The organism is Jejuibacter sp. L23, from assembly GCF_050815825.1.
Taxonomy (GTDB): domain Bacteria; phylum Pseudomonadota; class Gammaproteobacteria; order Enterobacterales; family Enterobacteriaceae; genus Jejubacter; species Jejubacter calystegiae.
On the sequence record NZ_CP138199.1, the window covers coordinates 2,748,680 to 2,772,312 of the forward strand.

A 23,633-nucleotide genomic window follows, 5' to 3' on the forward strand; every position below is an offset into this window, starting at 1 on the left:
GTACCAGTCTAAATTTTTTGCTGGTTAACACGCGCCGAGAGCGCCTGATGGCTTTCCACCCGCTCGCTGTATCTGTCAGCAAGGTAATGGGTCTGCCCTTTCAGAAGCAGCGTTATCTTGAACAACTCTTCGGCAACGTCCACGATGCGATCGTACCAGGAGGAAGGCTTCATGCGCCCGTTGTCATCAAATTCCTGCCAGGCTTTCGCCACCGATGACTGATTAGGAATCGTGAACATCCGCATCCAGCGCCCCAGAATGCGCATCTGGTTTACGGCGTTGAAGGACTGTGAACCGCCGCAGACCTGCATCACGGCCAGCGTTTTACCCTGAGACGGTCGCACGGCCCCTTCGCTTAATGGAATCCAGTCGATCTGGGCCTTCATTATTGCACTCATCGCACCATGTCGCTCCGGCGAGCTCCAGATCATGCCGTCACACCACCTTACCCGCTCACGTAGTTCAACCACTTTCGGATGCGTTTCCGGCGCATCGTCAGGCAAAGGCAGACCTGAGGGATTAAACATTTTGACCTCTGCGCCCATCGCGCTGAGCAGGCGCCCTGCTTCTTCGGCGGCAAAACGGCTGTACGAACGTTCCCGTACCGAGCCATAAAGGATCAGAATACGCGGCGGTTCTGGTTGCTGTAATTTTTCAGCAATCTGCCTGTCGAAACAGTCCGCGTTCAGGGCCGGAAATGATTCCACTTTTATGCCTCCTTAAAAGCACCTGGCGATTTCAATATCAACACATATGTTTTATCGTATATGTATTCTACGTTCACCGGGAACTCAAATGCTACAACCCGTTCAGCTTTTCAAAATTCTGTCGGACGATACCCGGCTGGCTATCGTGATGCTTCTGCGCGAGTCGGGAGAACTGTGCGTCTGCGAACTCTGCGGGGCTATCTCTGCTTCACAACCTAAGATATCCCGCCATATGGCGATATTACGCGAGTCGGAACTGGTTCTGGATCGTCGGGAAGGGAAATGGATCTACTATCGCCTTTCGCCACATATGCCAGCCTGGGCCGCCGAGACGATAACAACCACCTGGCTGTGTCTGCGGGACGATGTCCGCGACCGGCTGGCCAAATCGGCGGCGACCCTCTGCTAGCCGGTACGGATACACATTCTAAAAAACATATATTATGGAGTCTTAAATGTTACTGGCCGGGAGTCTTTTTCTACTGACGCTGATTCTGGTTATCTGGCAACCCAAAGGACTGAGCATTGGCTGGAGCGCGAGCATTGGCGCGATCCTCGCCCTGATGAGCGACGTTATCCATATTGATGATATTCCGGTGGTCTGGCATATCGTCTGGAACGCCACGGCAACCTTTATCGCCGTCATCATTATCAGCCTGCTGCTTGATGAATCCGGTTTTTTTGAATGGGCTGCCCTGCATGTTTCGCGCTGGGGCAACGGGCGTGGGCGTCTGTTGTTTAGCTGGATTGTGTTACTTGGCGCCGCCGTCGCAGCCCTGTTTGCCAACGACGGCGCTGCCCTGATACTGACGCCGATCGTGATTGCTATGTTGCTGGCGCTGGGATTCAGCAGAGGAGCCACCCTTGCCTTCGTGATGGCGGCGGGGTTTATTGCCGACACGGCCAGTCTGCCGCTTATCGTCTCTAATCTTGTGAATATTGTCTCTGCTGACTTCTTCCGGCTTGGCTTTGCGCAATACGCATCGGTCATGATCCCGGTCACTATCGCCACTATTGCAGCCACACTCGGCATGCTGCATCTCTTCTTTCGCAAAGATATCCCGGTAACCTACGACGTGACGCTGCTGAAAGTCCCGGCCAGCGCCATTAAAGATCCTGCCACCTTTAAGACGGGCTGGGTTGTTCTGGTACTGTTGCTTGTGGGTTTCTTTGTGCTGGAGCCCATGGGGATTCCGGTCAGCGCCATTGCGGCAACGGGGGCCGCCATTTTGCTTGCCGTTGCCCAAAAGGGCCATGCCATCAATACCCGAAAAGTATTGCGGGGAGCACCCTGGCAGATCGTCATATTCTCACTGGGAATGTATCTGGTGGTCTACGGCCTGAGAAATGCAGGACTGACGGAATATCTTTCCGGCGTATTGAATATGCTGGCCGATAAAGGCTTGCTGGCGGCCACCTTTGGCACCGGCTTCCTGACCGCATTTCTCTCGTCAGTCATGAATAATATGCCAACGGTACTGGTGGGGGCATTGTCGATAGACGCCAGCGCGGCTTCAGGCGTAATTAAAGAGGCAATGATCTATGCCAATATCATCGGCTGCGATCTGGGTCCTAAAATTACCCCAATTGGCAGTCTGGCAACGCTGTTATGGCTGCATGTCCTGTCACAGAAAAATATGACCATCACCTGGGGATACTACTTCCGCACCGGCATTATCATGACTCTGCCGGTGCTATTTATCGCCTTAGCTACGCTGGCTCTGCGACTATCAGTGACGCTGTTTTGGTAAAAGGTGGCGAATCAGTCCGACTGAGCCGTGTCGATAATCCGCCCGTAGATATTTTGATCGTGGAACTGGCCGTTAAGGTATTCGGCCTGTTTCATGCAGCCTTCCAGGGTAAAACCGTTACGCAACGCCACCGCATTGCTGGCTTCATTGTTGACGCTGCAGCGAATAGCAAAGCGTCGCACCATGCCTTCCCCGGAATATTTTTTCATCATCGCCTGTAGCGCCCTGGAGATAATCCCCTGCCCCTGGTGCCCCTGGTCCAGCCAGTAGCCAATATAGGCCGCCTTATTGGTAGGCTCTATCTGGTTAAAAGAGATGACGCCTACCAGCTCCTGTTCCAGCAGGATCATAAACATCTTGGCGTAATTGCGATGATGAAGCATATGGTTGCCGCGCAGGGTTTTCAGAGTATCTTCCTGGGCCGTTACGTACTGAGGCCAGTCCATCGCCTGCTGTAGCCACGCCTTATTGCGCTGTACCAGCTCAAAAACCGGTGTCACAAAGGTTTCATTCACCGAATGCAGAATCAGCCCCTGCTCAACCTCAATCACCTCATCCTGCCAGTTATGCTTGTTCTGCTGCACGGTTATCTCCTTCATAAATCGGGGTTTACGCCTAACTTACTCCTGGAAAATACGGATGTAAAAGCGTTGTGGAACAGAAGGAGGGAATCAAATAAAAAAAGCCAGGCCATTAATCCGTATATGGCCTGGCATACATCACACCGGTTTGCCTCCCTGCCCCCTTACGGGTACTGCGTTGACCTGGCGGCCAACGCATCCTTGTGTTCTCCTTACCCCCAATTCGAAGGAGATCCACAAAACTTTCTTAGGACTGCGGTTCGCCGTAAAGCTCCGCCCGACGGCTGCGCAGGCTGTTAACCAGCACCGCCCCCACAATCACCACGCCGCCGATAAGCGCGTGCCCCGTTGGCGCCTGGCCCAGCACCAGCCAGATCCACAGCGGCGCCAGCGCGGTTTCCAGCAGCAGGAACAGACCGGCGTTTGCCGGGGAGACATAGCGGGTCGACAGCGTAATCAACCCCATGGCCAGCGGCATCACTAACGCCCCTTCCGCCAGCGCCCAACCCCACTGCGCGCTGTTCATCTGCATCAGCGTCTGCTGTACCGGACCACCGGCAAACACCCCCACCAGCAGCGCCGCCAGCAGCCCCCCTACCGACGGTAACGCCAGGGTTCCCCCCTCTACCCGGGAGGAATAAATAAAGGCCAGCGCCATTGAAACTGCGGTGCCAAGCGCAAACAGGTTCGCCAGCCCGTTTTCATGGCCGCCGCGGCCGCTCATCACAATCGCCACTCCGACCATCCCCACCAGCGCCGCCGTCAGCAGGCCGCGATCCAGTCTGGCGCCGAACAACACCCGGGAGATCAGCGCCGATACAAAGGGCGTGGCGGAGATAATCACCAGTACCGTCGCCACATTGCCCCGGTTCAGAGCGTTCACAAAACCGGCCGACGCCAGACAGAAAAAGAGCACCGACAGCAGATTGTCGCGGGTCGCCCAGGGGGCGCCCAGCGTAGAGCGCGAAGGCCGCCACATCAGCCAGACCAGCAGGCAGACCGCCCACATAAACGCGCCCCGCAGCAGCACGATGGCCCAGGAGTTATCAATCCCCATCATGCGAATAAATAGCGAGTCGGTACTCAACAATAACCCGCCCGCAATACCGATAAGATTGCCGTTACCCGTTAGCGTCCGTTTCATTAAACCTCCAGAAGTTGAGTCAACCGCCGGGAGACCTCCGGCGTGGTATCCACGGGGATAGTGCCATCGCCGCGCGCCCAGCAGGAAAGCCGCAACGTTCCCACATCCGGGAAATAGCTGATGCTGTCGGCCTTCGCGCGCCGTAGCAGCCCTTCGTCCGGCACCGGCATTTTGATGCAGCAGAACGGCAAACCATCCGCGCTGACCGGATCCAGCCCGTAGCCTGCCGGTAGCGTCAGCGCCGAAGCGCATACCTGCGCCACGTTAAACGGCTGCCATTCCGGTCTGGCCAGGGTTTCCAGCGCCTCTTCCAGCGGGTGGCTGGAAGCGGTCGCCTCTTCGAACAGCCGCAGTTCGCTGCGTAGCAGCCGGCTGTGACTGCTGGCCCGTAGGGCGACGATCGCCAGCCCGGGGGTCAGCGACGCATGCTTATGCAGCGGCGCAATAAAAATCTCGCTGTCGCGCACCAGTTCGGCGTGGCGCAGCGTGGCGAAACTGTGGGAAGCATCCACCATCCCCTTGCCGCCGCATCCCTTCAGGCTGCATACCGCGCCGGTACCGGGGTGCACATGGGTGATGATATTGAGCTCCCCGGGCGGTGGCGGACACTGACCACCGCCGGTAAACAGACGGGCGATGGGAGGATAGTGATGCTGCGGCGCCAGCCGCAGCATCACCTCCTGGCGATGAAACAGATGATTCAGGATGACCAGCCCCACCCGTACCGACTGCACAAAAAAGATGTCGTAGTCGTCCAGGCGGTAAATGCAGGTCAGCTCATCTCTCAACCGATCTCTTAACATAGCCGCTCGCTTATAAAAATGTTCTCCGTACACCCGCTGTAGATCCGGGGACAGTGATGACGCATCCATCAGTTAATAAGCTCCTGCTGATAGAGCAGCGGCATCACCTCGTCGCGAAATATGGACCCTACCGGCACCGCACAGGGCGGCTGGCGATAGCTGACCCAGGCCAGCTCTTCGATTTCGCTACAGGGCCGCGGCTGCCCGGCAATCTCTACCCGATAAACGTGGTTTTCGATCGGCCGGTTTTCAAAAGCGGCCTGCCCCAGAAACAGCCCGAAGGGGCGAATATTTGTGACCGAAACCCCCAACTCTTCCTGGAGCTCGCGCTTCAGGCAGCTCAGGTGATCTTCACCGGCATCCGGCTTGCCCCCCGGCGAGATAAAAATATCGGTGCCGCGCTTGCGGGTCAGCAGCAGCGAACGCTGATGGATGATGACAGCGGCGCATTTCACGATGGGCTTCTGCGCTTTCTCCTGGGAAACCTCATCCTCAATGGCATCGTAGCTTTCCGGTTGCAGACTCATCATGCGGCCACCGTTGCAGCGCGGGTGGAACGGCACTCCAGAGTCTCCCCGGACAGGAAGCGCACAATGTTCAGCATCAGCGGCGCTTTGTCGTTCAGATAGCCAAGGATGGTGTCATCATCCGGAGTCGTGAAGCTGTCAGCGAAGATACTGATCCCCTCCAGCGATTTGGTAGAGATACCCAGCTGCAGCAGGCGATATTTCACATCGTCCGCCGAACGGGCGAACTCATAAATCGGTGAATGGTAGGTGATGTCGAAGCGCGCCATCATATCCACCAGCCATTCTTTGGCCACCAGGCGCTGTTCCGGAAACTCCATCTGATAGTGGGTGATGCCGTCGTTGATCACATCGATATCGTTGCGGCGGCAGAAGTCCACCAGGTGGGCGTGAATCGCCATCTTTTCACCCAGCAGCACCAGATTCTTGCGGTACTTCAGAATGTCCGATTCCAGATGTTCAATGGCGATGGAACGAAAAGCGCCGCTGATATCGGCCACGGTGTGCCCGACCACTAAATCGCCAAAGCGATTGCGCAACTCTTCCACCCGGTGAGCCAGAATACCGCGATGCAAAGAGCAACCGCTGTTGCCTGACCAGAGGTGAACCGGAATGCCTTGTAACATTAAATAACAGGCGGCCAGGGTGCTGTCGCGTCCACCGGTAAACATAACAAGCTGGGTCTTGGGGGTAAGCTGTTCTGTCATTTTACGCTCCTTTCAGGAAATAACGGGGTTCAGAGTGAAACCCGTGCTGTTTATCGTTCTGTTATGCAGCACAGAGTAGGGAAATAAATCGCGGCTGAAAAATGATATAAACAGACATATACTGTTAGTTTTTCTCACAAGGTATCGCTATGCCGGATTCCCTGCCGCCGCTGCGCGCATTGCGCTACTTTCAACGCGCCGCCCGCCACCAGAGCGTTAGCCTGGCTGCCCGTTCGCTTAATGTGACCCATAGCGCCGTCAGCCATCAGATCCGGCTGCTGGAAGAGTGGCTGGCCGCCCCGCTGTTTGTGCGGGCCGGTGGACGTATCCATTTGACGGCGGATGGCGAACAGCTCAGCCGGGTCTGTTCCCGGGCCTTTACCGATATCGCGGAAAGCTGTGAACGCATCCGTGGTCAGGCCCGTCACGGGCTGACCGTCTCCTGCGCCCCCAGTTTTCTGGCCCAGTGGTTGATTCCGCGCATTGGACGTTTTAATCAGCAATATCCGGACGTTCCGCTCAGCTTCGATACCCTGACTGACCCCCAGAAGCTGCGTGACGATCGCACCGATGTGTTAATCCTGAGCCACGACCATCTGGTGCCGGAAGGCGTGGCCACCACGCTGATTGCCGTCGACTATATCGGCCCGGTCTGTTCCCCACTGTTTCGCGGACGACTGAGCTACGCCGCCGACTTTAGCGCCCTGCCGCTGCTGCACGCCGATACCCGCGCCCACGCCTGGGAAGAGTGGGCGCAAAAAACCGGCGCCCGGGGCGACTTCTGGGCGGGGAAACACTTCGATAATCTGACGCTGGCGATTCAGGCCGCGCGCAACGGCCTGGGCATCATCATGACGCCGCAGATTCTGGTGAAGAAGGAGTTACGGGAAGGAACGCTGTGCGCGCCGCTGGGGTTCGCGGCTATGGATCGCGCCACCTGGATGATGGTGCGTCAGGCACGCCAGCATGAGCCGGCCATCGATCTGTTCAGAAGGTGGTTGCTGGAAGAAGCCGCGGAGGATTAGCCCTCACCCCGGCCCTCTCCCTGAGGGAGAGGGAGAAAACCAGCACTTGCCTGTCCCTTCTCCCCGGCTCTCTCCCTGAGGGAGAGGGAGAAAACCAGCACTTGCCAGTCCCCTCTCCCCTGTGGGGAGAGGGTTAGGGTGAGGGGGTCAGCGCATCTGACGATCGTCTACATACTTGCGCTTATCCGGCGCTGGCGGGAAGTACTGGTAGAGCCAGGTTTCGCTTTCGGTCTGCCCCTGACTGCGCAAATACATCCGCATCTCCACCGGATCGACGCTGTCAGAAGTGGGGTGCCAGTCGAACAGAATACGATAACCGTCGAAGGGTTCGACGTAGAGGATCTCCACCTGCTTCGCCTCGCCGCTGGACAGCGTGATCACCGGCTCCATACCGCGGGCGGCCGCCTCTTTCAGGTTAGCGCCGACAAAGTCCACCGCGAAACGGCGCGACCAGGTTTCCGGGTAGTGTTCGCCCGGCGCCCAGCCTTCCGGGAAGCTGCCCATCCCGGTACGGGTGGCGTAAACCCGGGCCAGTTCGCTGCGCACCGGCGGTTCAGCGGCCCAGTACAGGCGATATTTAAAGTCCAGCCGATCCCCGGCCTGCACCGGTTTTTCCGGTTGCCAGAAGCAGACGATATTATCCAGAGTTTCGCCGGTGGTGGGGATCTCCAGCAGCGAGATATGCCCCTTGCCCCAGTTGCCCTGCGGCTCCACCCACAGACTGGGACGTTTGTTATACCAGCCGATAACGTCCTGATAGTTATCGAAGCTGTGATCGGTCTGCAACAGGCCAAAGCCTTTAATATTCTCATCATTAAAGGCGTTAAACTGCAGCTTCTGGGGATTATTGAGCGGACGGCACACCCATTCACCGTTGCCGCGCCATAGCGCCAGGCGATCGGAGTCATGGATCTGCGGGTGGATGGTGTCACACATGCGGCGCTCGTTAGTGCCGCAACTGAACATGCTGGTCATAGGCGCGATGCCCAGCTGCTTCACGGCCTTACGGGCATACAGGTGGTTTTCCACCTCCATAATCACCTGCTTCTCTTCGCAGTGAATGGTGAATTTATAAGCGCCGGTGAGACTTGGACCGTCCATTAACGCATAGACCACAAAGGTGGTGTCGCGGGCTTTCGGGGTTTCGAACCAGAAGGCGGTAAAATCCGGGAACTCTTCGGTAGTATCGGTGAAGGTGTTGACCGCCACGCCGCGGGCGGACAGGCCATACTGATAAGTGCTGTCCACGGCACGGAAGTAGCTGGCGCCAAGGAAGGAAACCACATCGCGCTTCGCCAGTTCCGGGGCCTTAAAGGCACGGAAACCGGCGAAGCCGAGATCCGGATGGTCTTCCAACTGGCGGGTATCCACCCCGGCCTCGTTGTAGTTAAAGAGTTCGGGGCGGAAGTGAATCTCCCGCGCCTGGCGGCTGGCGGGATCCACAGAGTACATCCGCACCCGCCGCTGGAACCCCATACCGACGTGGAAGAACTGCACATCGAGCTGGCGCCCTTCGATCTGGTTCCACAGCGAGTGTCCCGCGTCGTACTGAATATGGTTGTAGGCCTGAGGCGTCATTCCGGTAAGCGCCCCCGGTAGCGGACGGGGAGCGCCGCCCCAGGGTTTTTTCGCCAACTCGCTGGCCATTTCCTGAAGCTGAGCAAAGTCGAAGGGACGCGAACTGCCATCGGCAATACCGCCGTCCGCCGCCCAGGCTGATTGAGAAAAGAGGCCGGCCAGGCCGGGCGTGCCGCAGGCTGCTGCCAGCGCCATTGAAGCTTTAATAAAACGTCTGCGGTTCATGCCTGAGAAATCGTCCTTAAGTTGGGTGTGGCTTTGGTGTATTTTACTTCCCCTGAAAGGGGAACATGGTCAAAATAATGCCCCAGGTATGACCGCCCACGCCAGACAAAATTCCTTCCATTTTCAAACTCTTTATTTCACCGATCGCCGCCACTTTCCCCGCTGGCGACACGGCTGACAGCAGCTGGCAGTCGCTGGCCGAAACGATACCGCTCCCCCACCCGACCAAATTTCAGACAGTTCTCAAACTATGGAGAAACGCCTTATGAATCTGCGCTACATCCTGACCGGCGGACCCGGCGCCGGAAAATCCACCCTGCTACAGGCTCTAAGCGACGCAGGAATAGCGACCCAACCGGAAAGCGGTCGCGCCATTATTCGCGAACAGCAGCAGCAAGGCGGCAACGCCCTGCCCTGGGCGGACAGACTGGCTTTCGCCATGCGGATGCTGGAACGCGATATCGACGGCTGGAAGGTACACGAAAACGCCACGGCGCCGGTGCTGTTCGACCGTGGCATTCCGGATTCGCTGGGCTACCTGCAACTGTGCGGTCTGGACGCGCCGCCACGGATGACCAACGCAGTGCGCGACTGCCGCTATGCGCCCCGGGTCTTCTTCGCCCCGCCCTGGCGCGATATTTATCGCCAGGACGATGAACGCCGCCAGAGCTGGGACGAAGCGGCGGCCACCGCCCGGGTGATGCTACGACTGTATCGCGCCTGCGGCTATCAGGTGGTAATGGTGCCGCCGCTGACTGCGGCGGCCAGGGCTCGCTGGCTGCGAGCAAGGCTGATTACAGGGTAACGTGCTGCTTCATCACCCGCTTAAACAGCAGCGAGCGAGCGCGCATAAAGCGACGCTCCAGCTTAAAGCCGGGCCGCCGGTTAATGCCCATGCGCATCAGGCGGTCGGCGCCCCCCTTGCTGGCAGGCCAGGGGAGCGGGCCTGCCAGTACCGTCTGTCCAGGCTTCAGATGGGCAAAAGCCGCCCAGTAGTCCGCCACCCGGGCGGCAAACGCCAGATCCTCAAGGCTGGCGTACTCCCTGGACGGCAGAATGGTGCCAAGGGTATCGAACACGTAGGGAATTTCGTTGCCATGCCAGGCGCCCCAGGGATAGGTGGCGTGCTCCGCTTCGGCAACATAGTCAAACCAGTAGCGCCAGCAGGGCTGCCCCAGGCGCTGCCAGGACTGCATCGCCACGAATCCCATGGTGGTAAAGGCCATATCGCGACTGACCTGGCGGCCCAGCGCCTCGTCGCCGCGTACCCCCGGATAGAGCATGCGGATCAACGCCAGCCCCAACCGGTGGTCGCGACGCATGCGTTGGATCTGCTGCGCCAGATCGACGCCAAACACCCCCATCACGCTGGCTTCGTCGCTGTTGCTGCCTATCATCAGCGGCATGGGGTGTTGCCGCCCGGCCATCAGGCTTTCCAGCATAGGTTGCGGCAGTACCCGATCGCCGCAGATGGGCACCGGCCCCGTTCCCAGCGGGCTGGTCAGCGGCCAGAACACATCGGCCGGCAGGGCCCGCAGTTGAGCGGCTGAAGCATTTTCCAGCCCCAGATGGCGAGCCACCGCCTCACCTCGGGCCGTTGCCTCGCTGAACGGTTCATCGGCCAGGGTATAGGCGCTCTGGGCAATCGCTTTATGAAACAGACCGGCGGACAGCGGCGACACCAGCAGCGACAGCACGCTGCGCCCACCGGCTGATTCGCCAAACAGGGTGATATTTTGCGGATCGCCGCCGAACGCGGCGATGTTATCGCGCACCCACTCCAGGGCTGCAATCTGATCCAGCAGCGCGAAGTTAGCAAGCGGCCCTTCGGGATCTTCCTCCGCAAGCGCCGGATGGGCGAAGAACCCCAGATGACCGAGACGGTAATTCACCGTAACCACCACCACGCCACGATTCGCCAGTGCCCGCCCTTCATAGGGCGGCAGACTACCGGCGCCGATGGTGTAACCGCCGCCGTGCAGCCAGACCATCACCGGCAGCGGCTTGTCGCTCTGGGCCGGTGCCCAGATATTCAGATACAGACAATCTTCACAAAAGGTGCCAGGGTCACCGCCGCCCACTTCCCGACAGGCTTCAATACTCTGCCAGGCGGCAGGCGCAAAGCGGTCCGCCATCCGCACGCCATGCCAGGGCACCGGCGGTCGCGGCGCGCGCCAGCGCCCTTCCCCCACCGGCGGCGCCGCATAGGGAATGCCGCGCCAGACGGCGATATCTTCTTCAATCTGACCAATAAGCTGCCCCTGACTCAGGGTGACGATCGGCGTGGCGGGCCTTTTCATACGACTGTCCTTTTGAAAACACGCCGCTAAGAGTACCTATTTCAGAGCAGACCGCAACGCCGTTTGCTACGTTTTTCCAGTTCCTGGTAGAGGGCAAATTCGTTCAGCACCGAGGCGCCCAGCGCCATTTCAAAATCGCTGCGGCTGGCGTTGCCGTGACTCAGGGGGTGGGCTTCATCCCCAAGATTAGACTGGAAAATACCGGCGGCGCTGACCGGCAGGAAATCTTCATAGGTGATGGGATGCGCCACCAGCCAGCCGCGGTCGATCAACGGTTCCGGATCGCAGCCGGGTTCAATGGCGGCGCGGTGCGCTTCACCGGCGGGGGTCAGACGGTAACGGAAGTAGCCCAGCCCCTGGCGGCGTACCTCCCGGGCGTCATCCGGGAAGCGGCTGAACACCTCCTGCAGACGGAGCTGATGAGTCAGGTTATCGCGGGCGTTACCGACTTCCCGTAGCAGGGTATCGTACAGCGCTCGCCCTTTAGGGGTGAGCGCCATACCGCGTTGTTCAATTTCACCAAAACGCGCCCTGTGGCTGCCCGGCTGCTGGTCGCTGAACATAATCGACTCCTCCAGCGCCTTAAAACTGGTCTGACGCAGCAGGATCGGCACAGCCCGACGCGGCGGCCCCTCAATCACCATTTTGGGGACGATACCACGCTCCGGCATCTGGGCCTGTACCCGGTCGATATCCAGGGTTCGCGGCGTCAGATGGTTGATATGGCAGCCGCGGAAGCTGACCACATCGGCAATCAGCTGGTGGGTCTGATGCAGGGACTCATAGGTGGCGGCATCCACCGTGGCGTGGCGCTGCCAGCGGAAGGTTTCCAGCACCTCATTAACGAACGCATCCGCCTGTGCCTGGGTAAAGCCGCACTTCCGCTCATACTGAGTCAGTAGCGTGATGCAGCCGGGGGTAAAGATATGGCGCTGCGCCAGTATCGATTCGGCCCGGCGCCGCAACCCTTCGTCAGGGATCAGATCCAGCCGCAGCAGCGAAGTAAAGATCCGAAACGGATTGCGGGAAAGCGAAGCCTCTTCGATGGGACGAAAGGCGGTGGAGTGAACCGGCACCCCCGCCTGAGACAGGTCGTAGTAACCCACCGGGAACATCCCCATCACCTTAAAGATACGTCGCAGCGTCTCCAGCTCATGGGCCGTACCGACGCGAATCGCCCCGTGGCGCTCCACGTTCAGGCGCGACAGTTCATCGGCGTTCGCCAGTTGCTCATGCAGGCCGGGATTTTTTTCCAGCACCCCCAGATTCACATCGGCTACCAGCTCCAGTAGCGTGCCGTACTGCGGAACCTCCTGCTGGTACATGGCCGACATTGCCTGGGAGAATTGCTCCCGGATCTCATCGGCCGTGACGTTGTTCACCATGCTTTCATCCCTCCAGTGGGTAATGGAGGAAATAGTAGGAAAGCGCCGGGTGAGCCGTCGGGAAGAATTTGCTTTTTGTGATCGCCAGGGCATTGGTTGCGCAAACGCAGGGGAGCGGGATAGATAACGACGAGTTATTAAAAAAGCGCCATAATTTCACTATTAATTAACAATTAATTTACACACACTGACCGACACCGATAACGACAACACCTGTACTCAACCAACCGGAGCCCGTCATGAACGACGAAAAATGGTCCCCCCGCGAACTGGTGCACCGCGACTATCGCAGCCACCCGCCGGCTTACACACCGGGCTACAAAACCAGCGTGCTGCGATCGCCGCGTAACGCCTTAATCTCCCTGCAAAATTCACTTTCTGAAATCACCGGCCCTGTCTTCGGCGCCCGTGAGCTTAGCCCCAAAGATAACGATCTGATCCTTAACTATGCTAAAGAGGGGCTGCCCATTGGCGAACGGATTATCGTTCACGGCTACGTGCGTGACGGATACGGCCGACCGGTGAAAAACGCGCTGCTGGAAGTGTGGCAGGCCAACGCGGGCGGTCGCTACCGCCACAAGAAGGATCGGTACCTGGCGCCGATCGATCCCAACTTCGGCGGCTGTGGCCGCATGCTAACCGACGAAAACGGCTACTACGCCTTTCGCACCATCAAGCCCGGCCCCTATCCGTGGCGCAATCAGGTAAGCGACTGGCGTCCGGCCCATATCCACTTTTCGCTGTCCGGCGACAGCTTCGGCCAGCGGCTGATCACCCAGATGTACTTCGAAGGCGATCCGCTGATTAAGCAGTGCCCCATCGTACGTACACTGGGGGACGACGACGCGGTGCGCACCCTGATTGCCGAACTGGATATGTCAGCGGCGGTACCGCTGGACTGTCTGGCTTATCGCTTCGATCTGGTTCTGCGCGGCCACCGGGCCACGCTGTTTGAAAACCGTACCCAGGGGGCCGCATCATGAGAGACTATTTACCGGAAACCGCCTCCCAGACCGCTGGCCCTTACGTGCACATCGGCCTGGCGCCCCAGGCTGCGGGCTTCGATATCTTCGAGAATAACTTCAGCCATATACTGACCAACAGCCACACCAAAGGAGAACGGGTAACCATTGAAGGCCGGGTGATTGATGGTTCCGGCACGCCAGTTCGCGACGTGCTGCTGGAGATCTGGCAGGCCAATGCCGTCGGGCGCTACAGCCACCCCGCCGACCAGCAGCAGGAAAAAGCGCTGGACCCCGATTTTCGCGGCTGGGGGCGCAGCTGTTCCGACTTCGACAGCGGCGTCTGGCGTTTTGAAACCATCAAGCCCGGCCCGGTGGTCGGCCGTGACGGGCGCATAATGGCGCCGCACGTTAACCTGTGGATCGTCGCCCGCGGGATCAATATCGGGCTGAACACCCGCATGTACTTTGACGATGAAGCCGATGCCAATAGCCGCGACCCGGTGCTTAACCTGATTGAATGGGAAGTACGCCGCGCAACGCTTATCGGCAAACGCCAGCAGCGCGGTGACAAAGTGGTTTACCAGTTCGACATCCGACTGCAGGGCGAAAACGAAACTGTCTTTTTCGACCTCTGAGCCATGACACGCGTCCCGCCATGCTGGCGGGACATTTTTTCACCGCTGCGATAATTTCTTCCCCCATCGACATCCCCCCGGACGAATGTTAATTTTATTTTGCTATCAGGTTATCAAAAATAAGCATGTTACCTTGTCACAGTCGTCGCGCTGGATTTAACTTGGGGTTATGGAAAAAAACAGTCTCTTCAGCCAGCGGATTCGCTTGCGCCATCTGCATACATTCGTGGCCGTCGCCCAACAGGGAACACTGGGGCGCGCGGCTGAAACTCTTAATCTTAGTCAACCGGCCCTCTCCAAGACCCTGAATGAGCTGGAACAGTTAACCGGCGAACGCCTGTTCGAACGCGGTCGGCTGGGCGCTCAGCTCACGCTGATGGGCGAACAGTTCCTGATTCACGCGGTCCGGGTGCTGGATGCGCTGAATCACGCCGGGCTTTCCATGAGCCGCAAGCAGGGCCAGACCCATGACGTGGTGCGTATCGGCGCCCTGCCCACGGCGGCGCTCGGCATTCTGCCCAGCGTGATTGGCCAGTACCACGGCCAGCAGGCGAACGTCACCCTGCAGGTGGCGACCATGAATAACACCATGCTGCTGGCGGGGCTAAAGTCCGGCGAGCTGGATCTCGGCATCGGCCGTATGTCCGACCCGGAACTGATGACCGGCCTTAACTATGAGCTGCTGTTTCTGGAATCGCTAAAGCTGGTGGTGCGCCCCGATCACCCTCTATTACGTGACAATGTCACACTTAGCCGGGTAATGGAGTGGCCAGTGGTGGTTTCGCCCAAAGGCACGGTACCACGCCAGAATGCCGAAGCGCTGCTGGCCAGCGAAGGCTGTAAGCTGCCCGCCTCCTGCATCGAAACGCTGTCAGCTTCGCTGTCGCGCCAGCTGACGGTGGACTATCAGTATGTCTGGTTTGTGCCTTCCGGCGCGGTGAAAGAGGATCTACGCCAGGGTACCCTGAACGCCCTGCCGATACCCACCCACGGCGCGGGCGAGCCCATTGGCATTCTGACCCGGGTCGATGCGCCCCTTTCCCCCGGCGCCCAGGCGCTGCTGACCTGTATCAGGAAGAGTATGCCGGCGTAAAGCCGTACCCCATTGACACCGGACAACCCTCTGCTTAACTGAACGTATCCTGATTCCGTTCCGTCGACGCAGAGAGGTTGTGCCGAGATGAGTTCACGTTCCACCAGAAACCTGCGTTTTAACCCTGCTTCCCCTGGTTTCAGCGATAACCTCTACGCAGTCTATGAGGGTATGCGCCGCGACCAGCCGCTGGTCCGGCTGGGCAGAACCTGGATTCTGACGCGCTACGGCGACGTACTGAACGCGCTAAAAGACAAAAAGCTCGCCAGTGATACCATTCCGCGCCAGCTGCATGGCAAATTCCTCACCCGCTGTAGCGAACTTTCTCCCCCGTTACAGGCGCTGATCTACGGTATTGTACTGTTCGAAGAAGGTGACCCGCATCGCCTGCATCGTCAGGCGCTGCTTACGCTGTTCAGCGACAGCCCATGGCAGGATCTGCAAAACCTGGTCGCCCGGGAGGCCGACCAGCTGGCGGAAGACGTGTTTAAGGCGCAGCAATTCGACGGAATTACCGATATCGCAGCCCCGCTTTGGGATCGTCTTTTTACCCAATGGCTTAGCTTACCCACCCCCGTTCAGAAAATTGTGAGCAGAGAAAAGCGCCCCATTCGGCTGCTGCTTGATCCCAGTGCTATCGACGAGCCCGGCATGGAACGGCTACTGCGGGCGATGCAGAATCTGGACAGGGTGTTTAAACAACTACTCGCTGGCGATTTCGGCCCTTATGATTCTCTGTTTCTGCGCACCTTAAGCAAGGGCTACCATAACGATCCGGCGTTACTCAATGAGAGATTCAGCATTGACTGTATAACACTATTGATTGGCGGCAGTGAAACCAGCGAAGCACTGATCGGCAACCTACTCTTCATCCTGACAAACCATCCACAACGGCGTGAACAGGTGCTGACAACCCCCTCTGGCGTGCGTGAGATCGTACTGGAAACCATGCGGTTTGAATCCCCCCTGCAGATGGCGCGGCGCGGCGTAACCACGCCACTGGAACTCTATGGTCGTGAACTGCGTCCCGGCGACAATCTGCTGCTGTGTCTGGGCTCTGCAAATCGTGACGAATCGATTTTTGAACGGCCCGACCAGTTTATTCCGGGCAGGAAAAACGCCCAGCGCCAGTTGGGATTCGGCGCCGGAGCACATCTGTGCATTGGCCAGACCCTGGCCCGGCTGCAGGCGGAACAGATGACTAAAGCGATGCTTAGCCGGTTACCGGCTATCTATTTAAACGGCCACGCCCACTGGCAGCAGCAAAGCCTGATTTTACGGGCTCTGGCATCCCTGCCCTTATCCATCCACCCGGTAACCCCGGATATTCAGACATAATATTGATGAAGAAATAACCCATGCTTTTTTTAAACAAGTCATGCGATTAAACGTATTTCTGATCCAGGCCACATTCCAGGAGCAATCAACCGACACAAATATATGAATTTATAAATCAGTCTGTTACTATTTTTTTCGCTCGAAACAAGATTTTTTCGACGCCTGGGCTACACTCGATATGGTGTCTTAACGTCCATTCAATACCCAACAAGGATGCTTTATTATGAAAAAAACAGCTTTAATCACCGCCATTGTTGCGTCTGCATTCTCCTTTAGCGCGTTTGCAGCTACTCAGGTCTCCAAACAGGAAATCGACCAGTTTAAACTTGTTAAAGTGGGTGATATCAATGTCTCCCAGTCTGGTGGCGCAATCTCTTCCCCAAGCGATCTGCACGACGCACTGTCCGCGAAAGCTGACGAGAAAGGCGGCAAGTACTACCATATCGTTGCTGCCCGCGAGCACGGTCCGAACTTTGAAGCGGTTGCTGAAGTCTACAAAGACGCCAATAAGTAAGTTCGCACAACATTCGAAAACCACGCCAGCTGGCGTGGTTTTTTTATGCATCAAGGAGAACCATGAATATCTCAACGCCGCGTTTCATACTAAAACCCATATCAGAAAATGACTGGATATTTTTTCTGGCGTTACGCCAGGATGAAACGCTAATGCGTTATATGTCAGACGTGGCGCAACGTGCCGAAATTCAGGCCCTGTTTGAGCGACGTCTTAAAGCGTGGAAAGAAGAGACCTTTACCCCAAAAACCTGGATTATCCACGATCGGCTCAACCATGCGCAGGCGCTGGGGGAAATCGGCATCGCCCGCCAGGCGATGGCGCGCCAGCATGGAGAAGTCGGCTATACCATCTGTACGGCAGCCCAGGGGAAAGGCGTGGCCAGCGAGACGCTGGCAGCCGTGTGCCGGGACGCTTTCGATAAAGGCGATTATCAATGCCTGGACGCCCGGGTTCTGGGCGGTAATCAGGGCTCTATCCGGGTACTGGAAAAGTGCGGATTCCGGCTGCAGCAGACGGTTAAAAACGGCTACTCGCTTCACGGTCGGTATCATGACGACCTGCTTTACCGGCTGGAGAAGGCCCGATCTCTGGTAGGGTGACGGCTGTACGGCAGTGAACTGGCACATCTAAAGGGAGTGTTACGGTTCGTTTTTCTAAGCTGCCTGTACGGCAGTGAACATCAGAATCCGGCGAATATCGATATCCGACCATTTCTAAGCTGCCTGTACGGCAGTGAACTGTCAGCACGCCGACAGGCTGAAGCGCCGCCATTTCTAAGCTGCCTGTACGGCAGTGAACAGATCGTCATCAAGCCCGCCGCCTCCGGTAAATTTCTAAGCTGCCTGTACGGCAGTGAACGATTCGCCAGGTGAGAAATTGAAGCTTCGCATTTTCTAAGCTGCCTGTACGGCAGTGAACATTACATGTAGAACGCAACGAAGAAGGGTATTTTTCTAAGCTGCCTGTACGGCAGTGAACAGAAGCAAAATAGCAGTAACCCACCGTTTTATAAATAAAAATACCCCGCATTCTGGTAAAAACCCTTTTTCCATCGCCCCCCAACACCATATTTAAAATCAACACCTTAGTTCAATGCTGAAAAAAAGGGTTGCGATAAAAAAACGCCGGGAGCTATCCCGGCGTCTGGTACAGGCAGGCGTTTCAGAACCAGGGAATGGTGGCCTGGGCGCTTAAACCATAGCTGCTAAAGCGCCCGGTCACCGGCGCCGACAGCATATCGCCATGGCGAAAAAACAAACGGAACGATTGCCCGCTGGAAAGGCTTTTCAGGCTAAGGTACGGCAGCGTCGTCTGCTGAGTCTTCATGGTTTGCAGCCGTGCTTCGGCCTGCTCTTCGCTCAGCCAGCCTTTACGCACTGAACGGCGCAGCAGGCGTTCCGGGCTGCTTTTTACCTGTACGCGGCTGACCACCCGCCAGTGACTGACGACCGGAACCGGCGCTATGGTTGAACAGCGACAGTAGTCGCTCAGTCCAGCGCGCCAGCGCGTCGCTTCCAGTTCATTCAGGGCAGCGTGACTACCGTGCAGCCGCAGCACCGCCCCAGGAGTCTTTCCATATTCCGGAAAGCTGACGCCGATATCCCCCTGCCCGCGCGCGCCTAGCGCCCGATGCAGTTTGGCAAACAGCGCCGCCATCAGCAGGGGTTCGGTGAACTCAGGATCGGGAAGAACCCGGATCTCCAGATAGTGATCCATCGTCACTCCTTACTCGCTCTTTTCGCCGAAGACGCCGCCGCGGATCAGAACCGCCATTACGTAATGCTGCTGTTCCACTTCCGGCTTCTGCCCTTTCACCACCCAGTTATCCAGCAGGGTATAGAAATCCATCTTCTCTCTGGGCTGGCGGCAGGCTATGCCGCGACTGGTCACCGAACCATAAGGCTCAACGGCGATGGCGCCATACTCGTCGGCCAACGGGTGCCAGGTATCAATGGTACGCAGCGCATTGCCAATCTTCTGGGAATGAATACCGGCCACCTCATCCACCTGGTACAACAAACGGCTTTTACTGCTGTTGCTGTCCAGCACCAGCTCCTGAGAAGGAAAGACCTCCTGCCCAGCCCCCAACCGTACCTGAGCCTCGACGGTCAGCAGAACAAAATTTTGCCCGCTGAGTCCCTGGGCGATCTGCTGTGCCAGTTCGTTCAGCGCGCTATCGTCGGCGTTGAATTCCCGCAGTGAGTAATCATGGGCGTTAAATTCCCACACCTGCCCCTCTTTACCCGTTACGCGAATCTGGATTTGTTCTGCGCCCACGCGGTTACGCCACAGGAAGCGTCCGTTCGCCAGGTTGGAGGCATAGCGACGCGCCAGCTCGTCAAAACCCTGTTCTTCAACGTATCCGTTAATAACTTGTGTCAGTTCATCCTGATAGGCGCGATCGTTGCAAACCGATGGCACCGCCAGGTTACCCAGCACACGCAGGGTGAAAATCAGCTTCAGGGTATCGGCATCCGCAGGGAGCGCCGCCACGTCCACCCGTTGCAGGTTAGCCTTCTGGATCTCGGCATCCAGCTTAACCGGATCATTGGTGATTGCATTTTTCAGGCGGTTAGAGATGGTGCCACGCACGGCCTTTTCCTGAACGCGAATGGGTTGCCAGTCGCTGCCCTGCCAGTTACCGGCCAGCAAAATGGCGTCGGAGGTGGCGAGCTTGCGTTCAAATGCCAGTACAGAAGCGGTTTTTACAGTAGTCGGTGCCTTTGCCATGGATTCATCCTTTTTATTCATGATGTTCTGATCTCTGCTGCACGTCGGTGCCGCAGCAGTAATAACCGGTTTCAGTGGTGTGATAGCGCCAGAAAACGTCGTTGAGATCGCTGATGCGATGTACCCCACACCATTCGCCAATTCCGTAAACCGCCTCGGCAAAGGCAAAAGGTACATCCGGATCCCGTGCGTTTTCCACCGCTCCCGGCGGGTAAAGCGCAGATATCCTCTGCCAGCCGGTCATCAGGGGTACCAGGTAGCCGGGCCGGGGTTTGGGCAGATAACGCCACGCTGCCGCCGCGCCTTCCTGCGACTCTTCCCCCTCTGGCATTTCGGCCTGCATCTTGAGTGCCGCAAAATCCAGCCAGGCATCAAGCCGGGTCGCCTGCGGATCTTCCTGCAATAACGCCTGGTGATGTTCGCCCAGCCAGTTGCTGCGGTCGCGCAGTACAAAGCCGGGCATCATCCGCCACTGCAATTTTTTAAGCTCGCCGCTTGTACGGGGCCTGTCCAGTACCAGTATTTCTGGTTCGCCGGTGATAATGCCTCCGGCCAGCCGCTGCGACGGGCAAAGCTGCGCCAGGCGGGCTTCCAGATCGCGCCTGCCATATTCACCGTTTTCGATCTCCCCCTGGCATTCCAGCAGCAGGGAAACGGTCATATGCATCCGCCCCTCTTCATTAAAAGAGGCGGTTTTGCCCTCTTTAGTTAGCGGATTGCGCGTCAGGGCGAACTGATAGTCGCGTCCCGAAGAGTAAGCGTGAGCCTGATGATCGTGACAGATAACCGCACAGGCCGTGAGCGACAGCCCACTGTCGGCACCAAGCCGACGGGAAAGCGCGTGGGTGTATCCCATAAAGTGAGTCATGGCCGGAAAGCCCCAGGTCAGCCCCGCCACGGCATTTGCGTTTTCCACCCGCAGGCGGCGCAGTAAGATAAGCGTGCTCATTTCAGCCCCTCGCGGATAATTTGTTCCATTTCCCGTAGCTGCTGACGCAGGCGCAGGCGCGTTTCCCAACTGCGTTTTTCCGCCTGACCGACGTCTGGCAACTGCTTACGCAACCGGTGGTTAAGCCAGCGGGCGAAATCTTCTGCCACCAGATCCTGCCATTCATCTTTATCGCGCTCAGCAGCAAAGGCATCGTCAATTTTGCAGCGCCAGGGATCGAGCCACAGTTGCTGATGCATCTTGAGTTCCGGGCAATGCTGGCTCCAGCCCTGCCATTCCTCACGTTGATAATTGGCGGCCATCACAAACAGCCGATCGATTAGTTCATCGATGTAGCCATCCCGAGCCTGGCGAATATGGACATTTTTATAATCACCACTGTCGATAACCAGCCGGGTAATGCGCCGAATAATGGGCGAGGCAGCGCGATCGTACTGCGCCCCCTGGGTGAACAGCGAACGCATGGCGCGCGGAGGTTTATCCTGCGCCTTCCAGCGCGGCGGCTGGGCGGCAAGCAGCCAGGCCCTTCCGCCACGGACGCTGTTCAGGTAAGAGATATTCTGGGGTTTGGTGCCGCCAAAGTGCATCTCGGCCATTTGCGGGAAGGAGACCAGGGGTTTGTGGTGCCAGGTTTCGCTGCGCCGTGCCTGCCATGCGGCTTTGGCTTCATCACCAAAGCGCAGGGCGACGATCTTCTGATGCATGGCATGAGTCAGGGAAGAAGCAAAAAGCGGGCTCAGCAGATGGTAGCCGCCGTTCACCGGAAAGTAGATCTGCTTAGCCAGCTTATGGGAGGCGGGCTGACCGGGAGTCAGGGCCCGGGAAAAACCGGCTACCCACTGCGCCAGTTGCTGTTCGTTTTCGGCAAAGGTCGCCAGCGCGCTGTGATCCTGGCGTTTCAGGGCCGCCAGCAGCGAATCACCTTCAACTTCGGTCTGGAGCAGTTTTGCCACATCCAGCGCCGCAGCATTGCCCACCGCATCGGTTGCCAGTACGTCCAGCGCCGCGCTGCCCAGATAGCCATCATCCTGGCGCGTTTCGCTATACAGGCTGCTGCCCTTCGAATCCCCATGGGTAAACTTGGCCGCATGGGTGACCAGGCTAATCTGCCCTGCCCGCGCCGCCGCATCGGTCAGCCAGGTGCCGGGCGTATAGCGCAACTCCAGTCCACGACGCTCTGCGGCAATGGTCGCTGCGCCATCTGCCTCCAGCCGCTTCGCCGCTGCTTTATCAAACGCTTCCAGCCTGGTCTGCCCCCGGGCGGCAATATATTCGGCGATAAAAGCAGTTAGTGGTGTTTGTAGCATCACTCCTCCTTAAGATGAGTAATCCTTAACTATTGAAAGTAATCATTGCATTCATGGTTTAGAGGAAGAAATAACGGATATAACCCGAGAAGCGTAACTGCATGGCTGGATTTCACTATTGATAATAATCAAATTATCTAAATTAGTTCGTTGCCGAATTCGACAAACGACGCTCAGAACGTTCCTCCGTTCTGGCTATCTATATATTAAAGATTCCTGATATATGAATTTATCCGGCCGGGTGATTTTGGGCTGCCTGTACGGCAGTGAACTGCAACTTCCCTAAGCGAGAGGCATGTCTGATTTTCTAAGCTGCCTGTACGGCAGTGAACTACGTATTTAGTGGTAGGTCACGCCGAAAGGTTTTCTAAGCTGCCTGTACGGCAGTGAACCTGGTGGTGAACTGTGCAGGGTTGGCGTAACCTTTCTAAGCTGCCTGTACGGCAGTGAACGTCCTGCAACTCTCCGGTGATTCCGGATCGTTTTTCTAAGCTGCCTGTACGGCAGTGAACGATGATTCGCTTTTCGCTTAGTACCAGGTCGTTTTCTAAGCTGCCTGTACGGCAGTGAACATTGTGCGCCGCGAGGTCACTCGGGATATAGCTTTCTAAGCTGCCTGTACGGCAGTGAACGATACCCCGGAGCCGTTCCGCAGTCGTTTTCCTTTCTAAGCTGCCTGTACGGCAGTGAACCGCATCAGCCGCAACAGGACGGTAACTGAAATTTTCTAAGCTGCCTGTACGGCAGTGAACACATCATTCAAATGTTAAGCGCCATATCGGCATTTCTAAGCTGCCTGTACGGCAGTGAACATTTTGGCTACGTCGAAGCGAACACCATTGAATTTCTAAGCTGCCTGTACGGCAGTGAACACTGGACGATAACGCGGTGCGTTCACGATATTTTTCTAAGCTGCCTGTACAGCAGTGAACATGATAAGGAGCGCTAAGTGCGCTAGGAGGGTTTTCTAAGCTGCCTGTACGGCAGTGAACCTCAGCCAGCCAGTCAATCAGCCCCCGAACCATTTCTAAGCTGCCTGTACGGCAGTGAACACGGTGATTTCAGGTTGAGTTTGGGTGAGGATTTTCTAAGCTGCCTGTACGGCAGTGAACAACTCTTCATCCCAGCTATCGTGTGCGGGGTATTTCTAAGCTGCCTGTACGGCAGTGAACTGCTCAGCCTGAGGCTGGGAGTCGCTATTGGTTTTCTAAGCTGCCTGTACGGCAGTGAACGAAGCCGTTGGTGGACAGAGCTACCTGGTCGTTTTCTAAGCTGCCTGTACGGCAGTGAACCAGAACATGGCCCAGGGCGTGAACACGTCAGCTTTCTAAGCTGCCTGTACGGCAGTGAACATGTGTCGGGGGTG

At 57.4% G+C, this 23,633-nt stretch carries 23 protein-coding genes and 2 CRISPR repeat arrays (1 of these 25 cut by a window edge); of the genes, 10 read left to right on the forward strand and 13 right to left on the reverse strand.

Annotation, left to right across the window (positions count from 1 at the left end; all coding sequences use genetic code 11):
* Window positions 1–8: 8 nt before the first annotated feature.
* On the reverse strand, window positions 9–707 hold the full coding sequence (gene arsH, locus SCU88_RS12695; protein WP_175340520.1) for an arsenical resistance protein ArsH: 699 nt from the start codon (window positions 705–707) through the stop codon (window positions 9–11).
* Window positions 708–795: 88 nt separating this feature from the next.
* On the opposite strand from arsH, the gene SCU88_RS12700 reads away from it, so the two are divergent.
* Window positions 796–1,116 carry a metalloregulator ArsR/SmtB family transcription factor gene (locus SCU88_RS12700; protein WP_138097609.1) on the forward strand — a complete coding sequence of 107 codons (321 nt, stop codon included), beginning with the start codon at window positions 796–798 and terminating at the stop codon, window positions 1,114–1,116.
* Between the two features lie 46 nt (window positions 1,117–1,162).
* Complete coding sequence (locus tag SCU88_RS12705; protein ID WP_175340521.1) at window positions 1,163–2,458, forward strand: arsenical efflux pump membrane protein ArsB; 1,296 nt, start codon at window positions 1,163–1,165, stop codon at window positions 2,456–2,458.
* A gap of 11 nt (window positions 2,459–2,469) precedes the next feature.
* On the opposite strand, the gene rimL is transcribed toward SCU88_RS12705, so the two are convergent.
* From rimL to SCU88_RS12730, 5 genes are all read right to left on the reverse strand, one after another.
* A complete protein-coding gene (gene rimL, locus SCU88_RS12710) occupies window positions 2,470–3,042 on the reverse strand; it encodes a 50S ribosomal protein L7/L12-serine acetyltransferase (protein ID WP_241666517.1) in 573 nt (190 codons plus the stop codon).
* Between the two features lie 244 nt (window positions 3,043–3,286).
* Entirely contained in the window at window positions 3,287–4,183 is an 897-nt protein-coding gene (locus tag SCU88_RS12715; protein WP_138097612.1) for a DMT family transporter, read from the reverse strand.
* Window positions 4,183–5,055: a DUF6024 family protein gene (locus SCU88_RS12720; protein WP_138097613.1), complete on the reverse strand. Its 873-nt coding sequence runs from the start codon at window positions 5,053–5,055 to the stop codon at window positions 4,183–4,185. Before SCU88_RS12720 ends, SCU88_RS12715 begins: the two co-directional genes overlap by 1 nt.
* Window positions 5,055–5,516 carry an NUDIX hydrolase gene (locus SCU88_RS12725; protein ID WP_241666518.1) on the reverse strand — a complete coding sequence of 154 codons (462 nt, stop codon included), beginning with the start codon at window positions 5,514–5,516 and terminating at the stop codon, window positions 5,055–5,057. Before SCU88_RS12725 ends, SCU88_RS12720 begins: the two co-directional genes overlap by 1 nt.
* Window positions 5,513–6,220 (reverse strand): hypothetical protein, encoded by a 708-nt coding sequence (locus SCU88_RS12730; protein ID WP_138097614.1) that lies wholly within the window; start codon window positions 6,218–6,220, stop codon window positions 5,513–5,515. The genes SCU88_RS12725 and SCU88_RS12730 overlap by 4 nt, the downstream gene beginning before the upstream one ends.
* Before the next feature lie 149 nt (window positions 6,221–6,369).
* Between SCU88_RS12730 and SCU88_RS12735 the strand changes: the two genes are divergently transcribed.
* Complete coding sequence (locus SCU88_RS12735; protein WP_138097615.1) at window positions 6,370–7,245, forward strand: LysR substrate-binding domain-containing protein; 876 nt, start codon at window positions 6,370–6,372, stop codon at window positions 7,243–7,245.
* 147 nt (window positions 7,246–7,392) lie between these two features.
* Here the strand turns inward: SCU88_RS12735 and SCU88_RS12740 are convergent, their stop codons facing one another.
* Complete coding sequence (locus SCU88_RS12740; RefSeq protein WP_175340522.1) at window positions 7,393–9,048, reverse strand: glucan biosynthesis protein; 1,656 nt, start codon at window positions 9,046–9,048, stop codon at window positions 7,393–7,395.
* Window positions 9,049–9,313: 265 nt separating this feature from the next.
* Here SCU88_RS12740 and SCU88_RS12745 point away from each other — a divergent pair, with 265 nt between their 5' ends.
* Window positions 9,314–9,853 (forward strand): AAA family ATPase, encoded by a 540-nt coding sequence (locus SCU88_RS12745; protein ID WP_138097617.1) that lies wholly within the window; start codon window positions 9,314–9,316, stop codon window positions 9,851–9,853.
* On the opposite strand, the gene SCU88_RS12750 is transcribed toward SCU88_RS12745, so the two are convergent.
* Both SCU88_RS12750 and hglS read right to left on the reverse strand, forming a co-directional pair.
* Window positions 9,843–11,348: a carboxylesterase family protein gene (locus SCU88_RS12750; RefSeq protein WP_175340523.1), complete on the reverse strand. Its 1,506-nt coding sequence runs from the start codon at window positions 11,346–11,348 to the stop codon at window positions 9,843–9,845. The two genes, SCU88_RS12745 and SCU88_RS12750, sit on opposite strands and share 11 nt — an antisense overlap.
* A gap of 41 nt (window positions 11,349–11,389) precedes the next feature.
* On the reverse strand, window positions 11,390–12,733 hold the full coding sequence (hglS, locus tag SCU88_RS12755; RefSeq protein ID WP_138097619.1) for a 2-oxoadipate dioxygenase/decarboxylase HglS: 1,344 nt from the start codon (window positions 12,731–12,733) through the stop codon (window positions 11,390–11,392).
* Window positions 12,734–12,972: 239 nt separating this feature from the next.
* On the opposite strand from hglS, the gene pcaH reads away from it, so the two are divergent.
* The 6 genes from pcaH to SCU88_RS12785 all read left to right on the forward strand — a co-directional run bounded on the left by pcaH (window position 12,973) and on the right by SCU88_RS12785 (window position 17,880).
* Window positions 12,973–13,716, forward strand: coding sequence for a protocatechuate 3,4-dioxygenase subunit beta (pcaH, locus tag SCU88_RS12760; RefSeq protein ID WP_175340524.1), 744 nt, complete (start codon window positions 12,973–12,975; stop codon window positions 13,714–13,716).
* The gene (pcaG, locus tag SCU88_RS12765; RefSeq protein ID WP_175340525.1) at window positions 13,713–14,333 is read left to right on the forward strand and encodes a protocatechuate 3,4-dioxygenase subunit alpha; all 621 of its coding nucleotides are present in this window, start codon (window positions 13,713–13,715) and stop codon (window positions 14,331–14,333) included. Before pcaH ends, pcaG begins: the two co-directional genes overlap by 4 nt.
* A gap of 169 nt (window positions 14,334–14,502) precedes the next feature.
* Window positions 14,503–15,426 carry a LysR substrate-binding domain-containing protein gene (locus SCU88_RS12770; RefSeq protein ID WP_175340526.1) on the forward strand — a complete coding sequence of 308 codons (924 nt, stop codon included), beginning with the start codon at window positions 14,503–14,505 and terminating at the stop codon, window positions 15,424–15,426.
* 87 nt (window positions 15,427–15,513) lie between these two features.
* Window positions 15,514–16,764 (forward strand): cytochrome P450, encoded by a 1,251-nt coding sequence (locus tag SCU88_RS12775; protein WP_175340527.1) that lies wholly within the window; start codon window positions 15,514–15,516, stop codon window positions 16,762–16,764.
* A gap of 223 nt (window positions 16,765–16,987) precedes the next feature.
* On the forward strand, window positions 16,988–17,278 hold the full coding sequence (locus tag SCU88_RS12780) for a DUF1471 domain-containing protein (RefSeq protein WP_138097623.1): 291 nt from the start codon (window positions 16,988–16,990) through the stop codon (window positions 17,276–17,278).
* A 62-nt stretch (window positions 17,279–17,340) separates the two neighbouring features.
* Window positions 17,341–17,880 (forward strand): GNAT family N-acetyltransferase, encoded by a 540-nt coding sequence (locus tag SCU88_RS12785; RefSeq protein WP_431810006.1) that lies wholly within the window; start codon window positions 17,341–17,343, stop codon window positions 17,878–17,880.
* A 51-nt stretch (window positions 17,881–17,931) separates the two neighbouring features.
* Window positions 17,932–18,259: a CRISPR direct-repeat array (repeat unit 28 nt; unit sequence TTTCTAAGCTGCCTGTACGGCAGTGAAC).
* A gap of 183 nt (window positions 18,260–18,442) precedes the next feature.
* Here SCU88_RS12785 and cas6f read toward each other — a convergent pair.
* Genes cas6f through csy1 form a run of 4 tightly spaced genes read right to left on the reverse strand, consistent with a single transcriptional unit; the run spans window position 18,443 to window position 22,267 of the window.
* Window positions 18,443–18,997 (reverse strand): type I-F CRISPR-associated endoribonuclease Cas6/Csy4, encoded by a 555-nt coding sequence (gene cas6f / locus SCU88_RS12790; protein WP_175340528.1) that lies wholly within the window; start codon window positions 18,995–18,997, stop codon window positions 18,443–18,445.
* Between the two features lie 9 nt (window positions 18,998–19,006).
* Window positions 19,007–20,011 (reverse strand): type I-F CRISPR-associated protein Csy3, encoded by a 1,005-nt coding sequence (gene csy3 / locus SCU88_RS12795; RefSeq protein WP_175340529.1) that lies wholly within the window; start codon window positions 20,009–20,011, stop codon window positions 19,007–19,009.
* Between the two features lie 13 nt (window positions 20,012–20,024).
* The gene (gene csy2, locus SCU88_RS12800) at window positions 20,025–20,960 is read right to left on the reverse strand and encodes a type I-F CRISPR-associated protein Csy2 (RefSeq protein ID WP_175340530.1); all 936 of its coding nucleotides are present in this window, start codon (window positions 20,958–20,960) and stop codon (window positions 20,025–20,027) included.
* Window positions 20,957–22,267: a type I-F CRISPR-associated protein Csy1 gene (gene csy1 / locus SCU88_RS12805; protein ID WP_175340531.1), complete on the reverse strand. Its 1,311-nt coding sequence runs from the start codon at window positions 22,265–22,267 to the stop codon at window positions 20,957–20,959. Before csy1 ends, csy2 begins: the two co-directional genes overlap by 4 nt.
* A gap of 244 nt (window positions 22,268–22,511) precedes the next feature.
* A CRISPR array of direct repeats spans window positions 22,512–23,633; the repeat unit is 28 nt; unit sequence TTTCTAAGCTGCCTGTACGGCAGTGAAC; it runs 106 nt beyond the window's last position.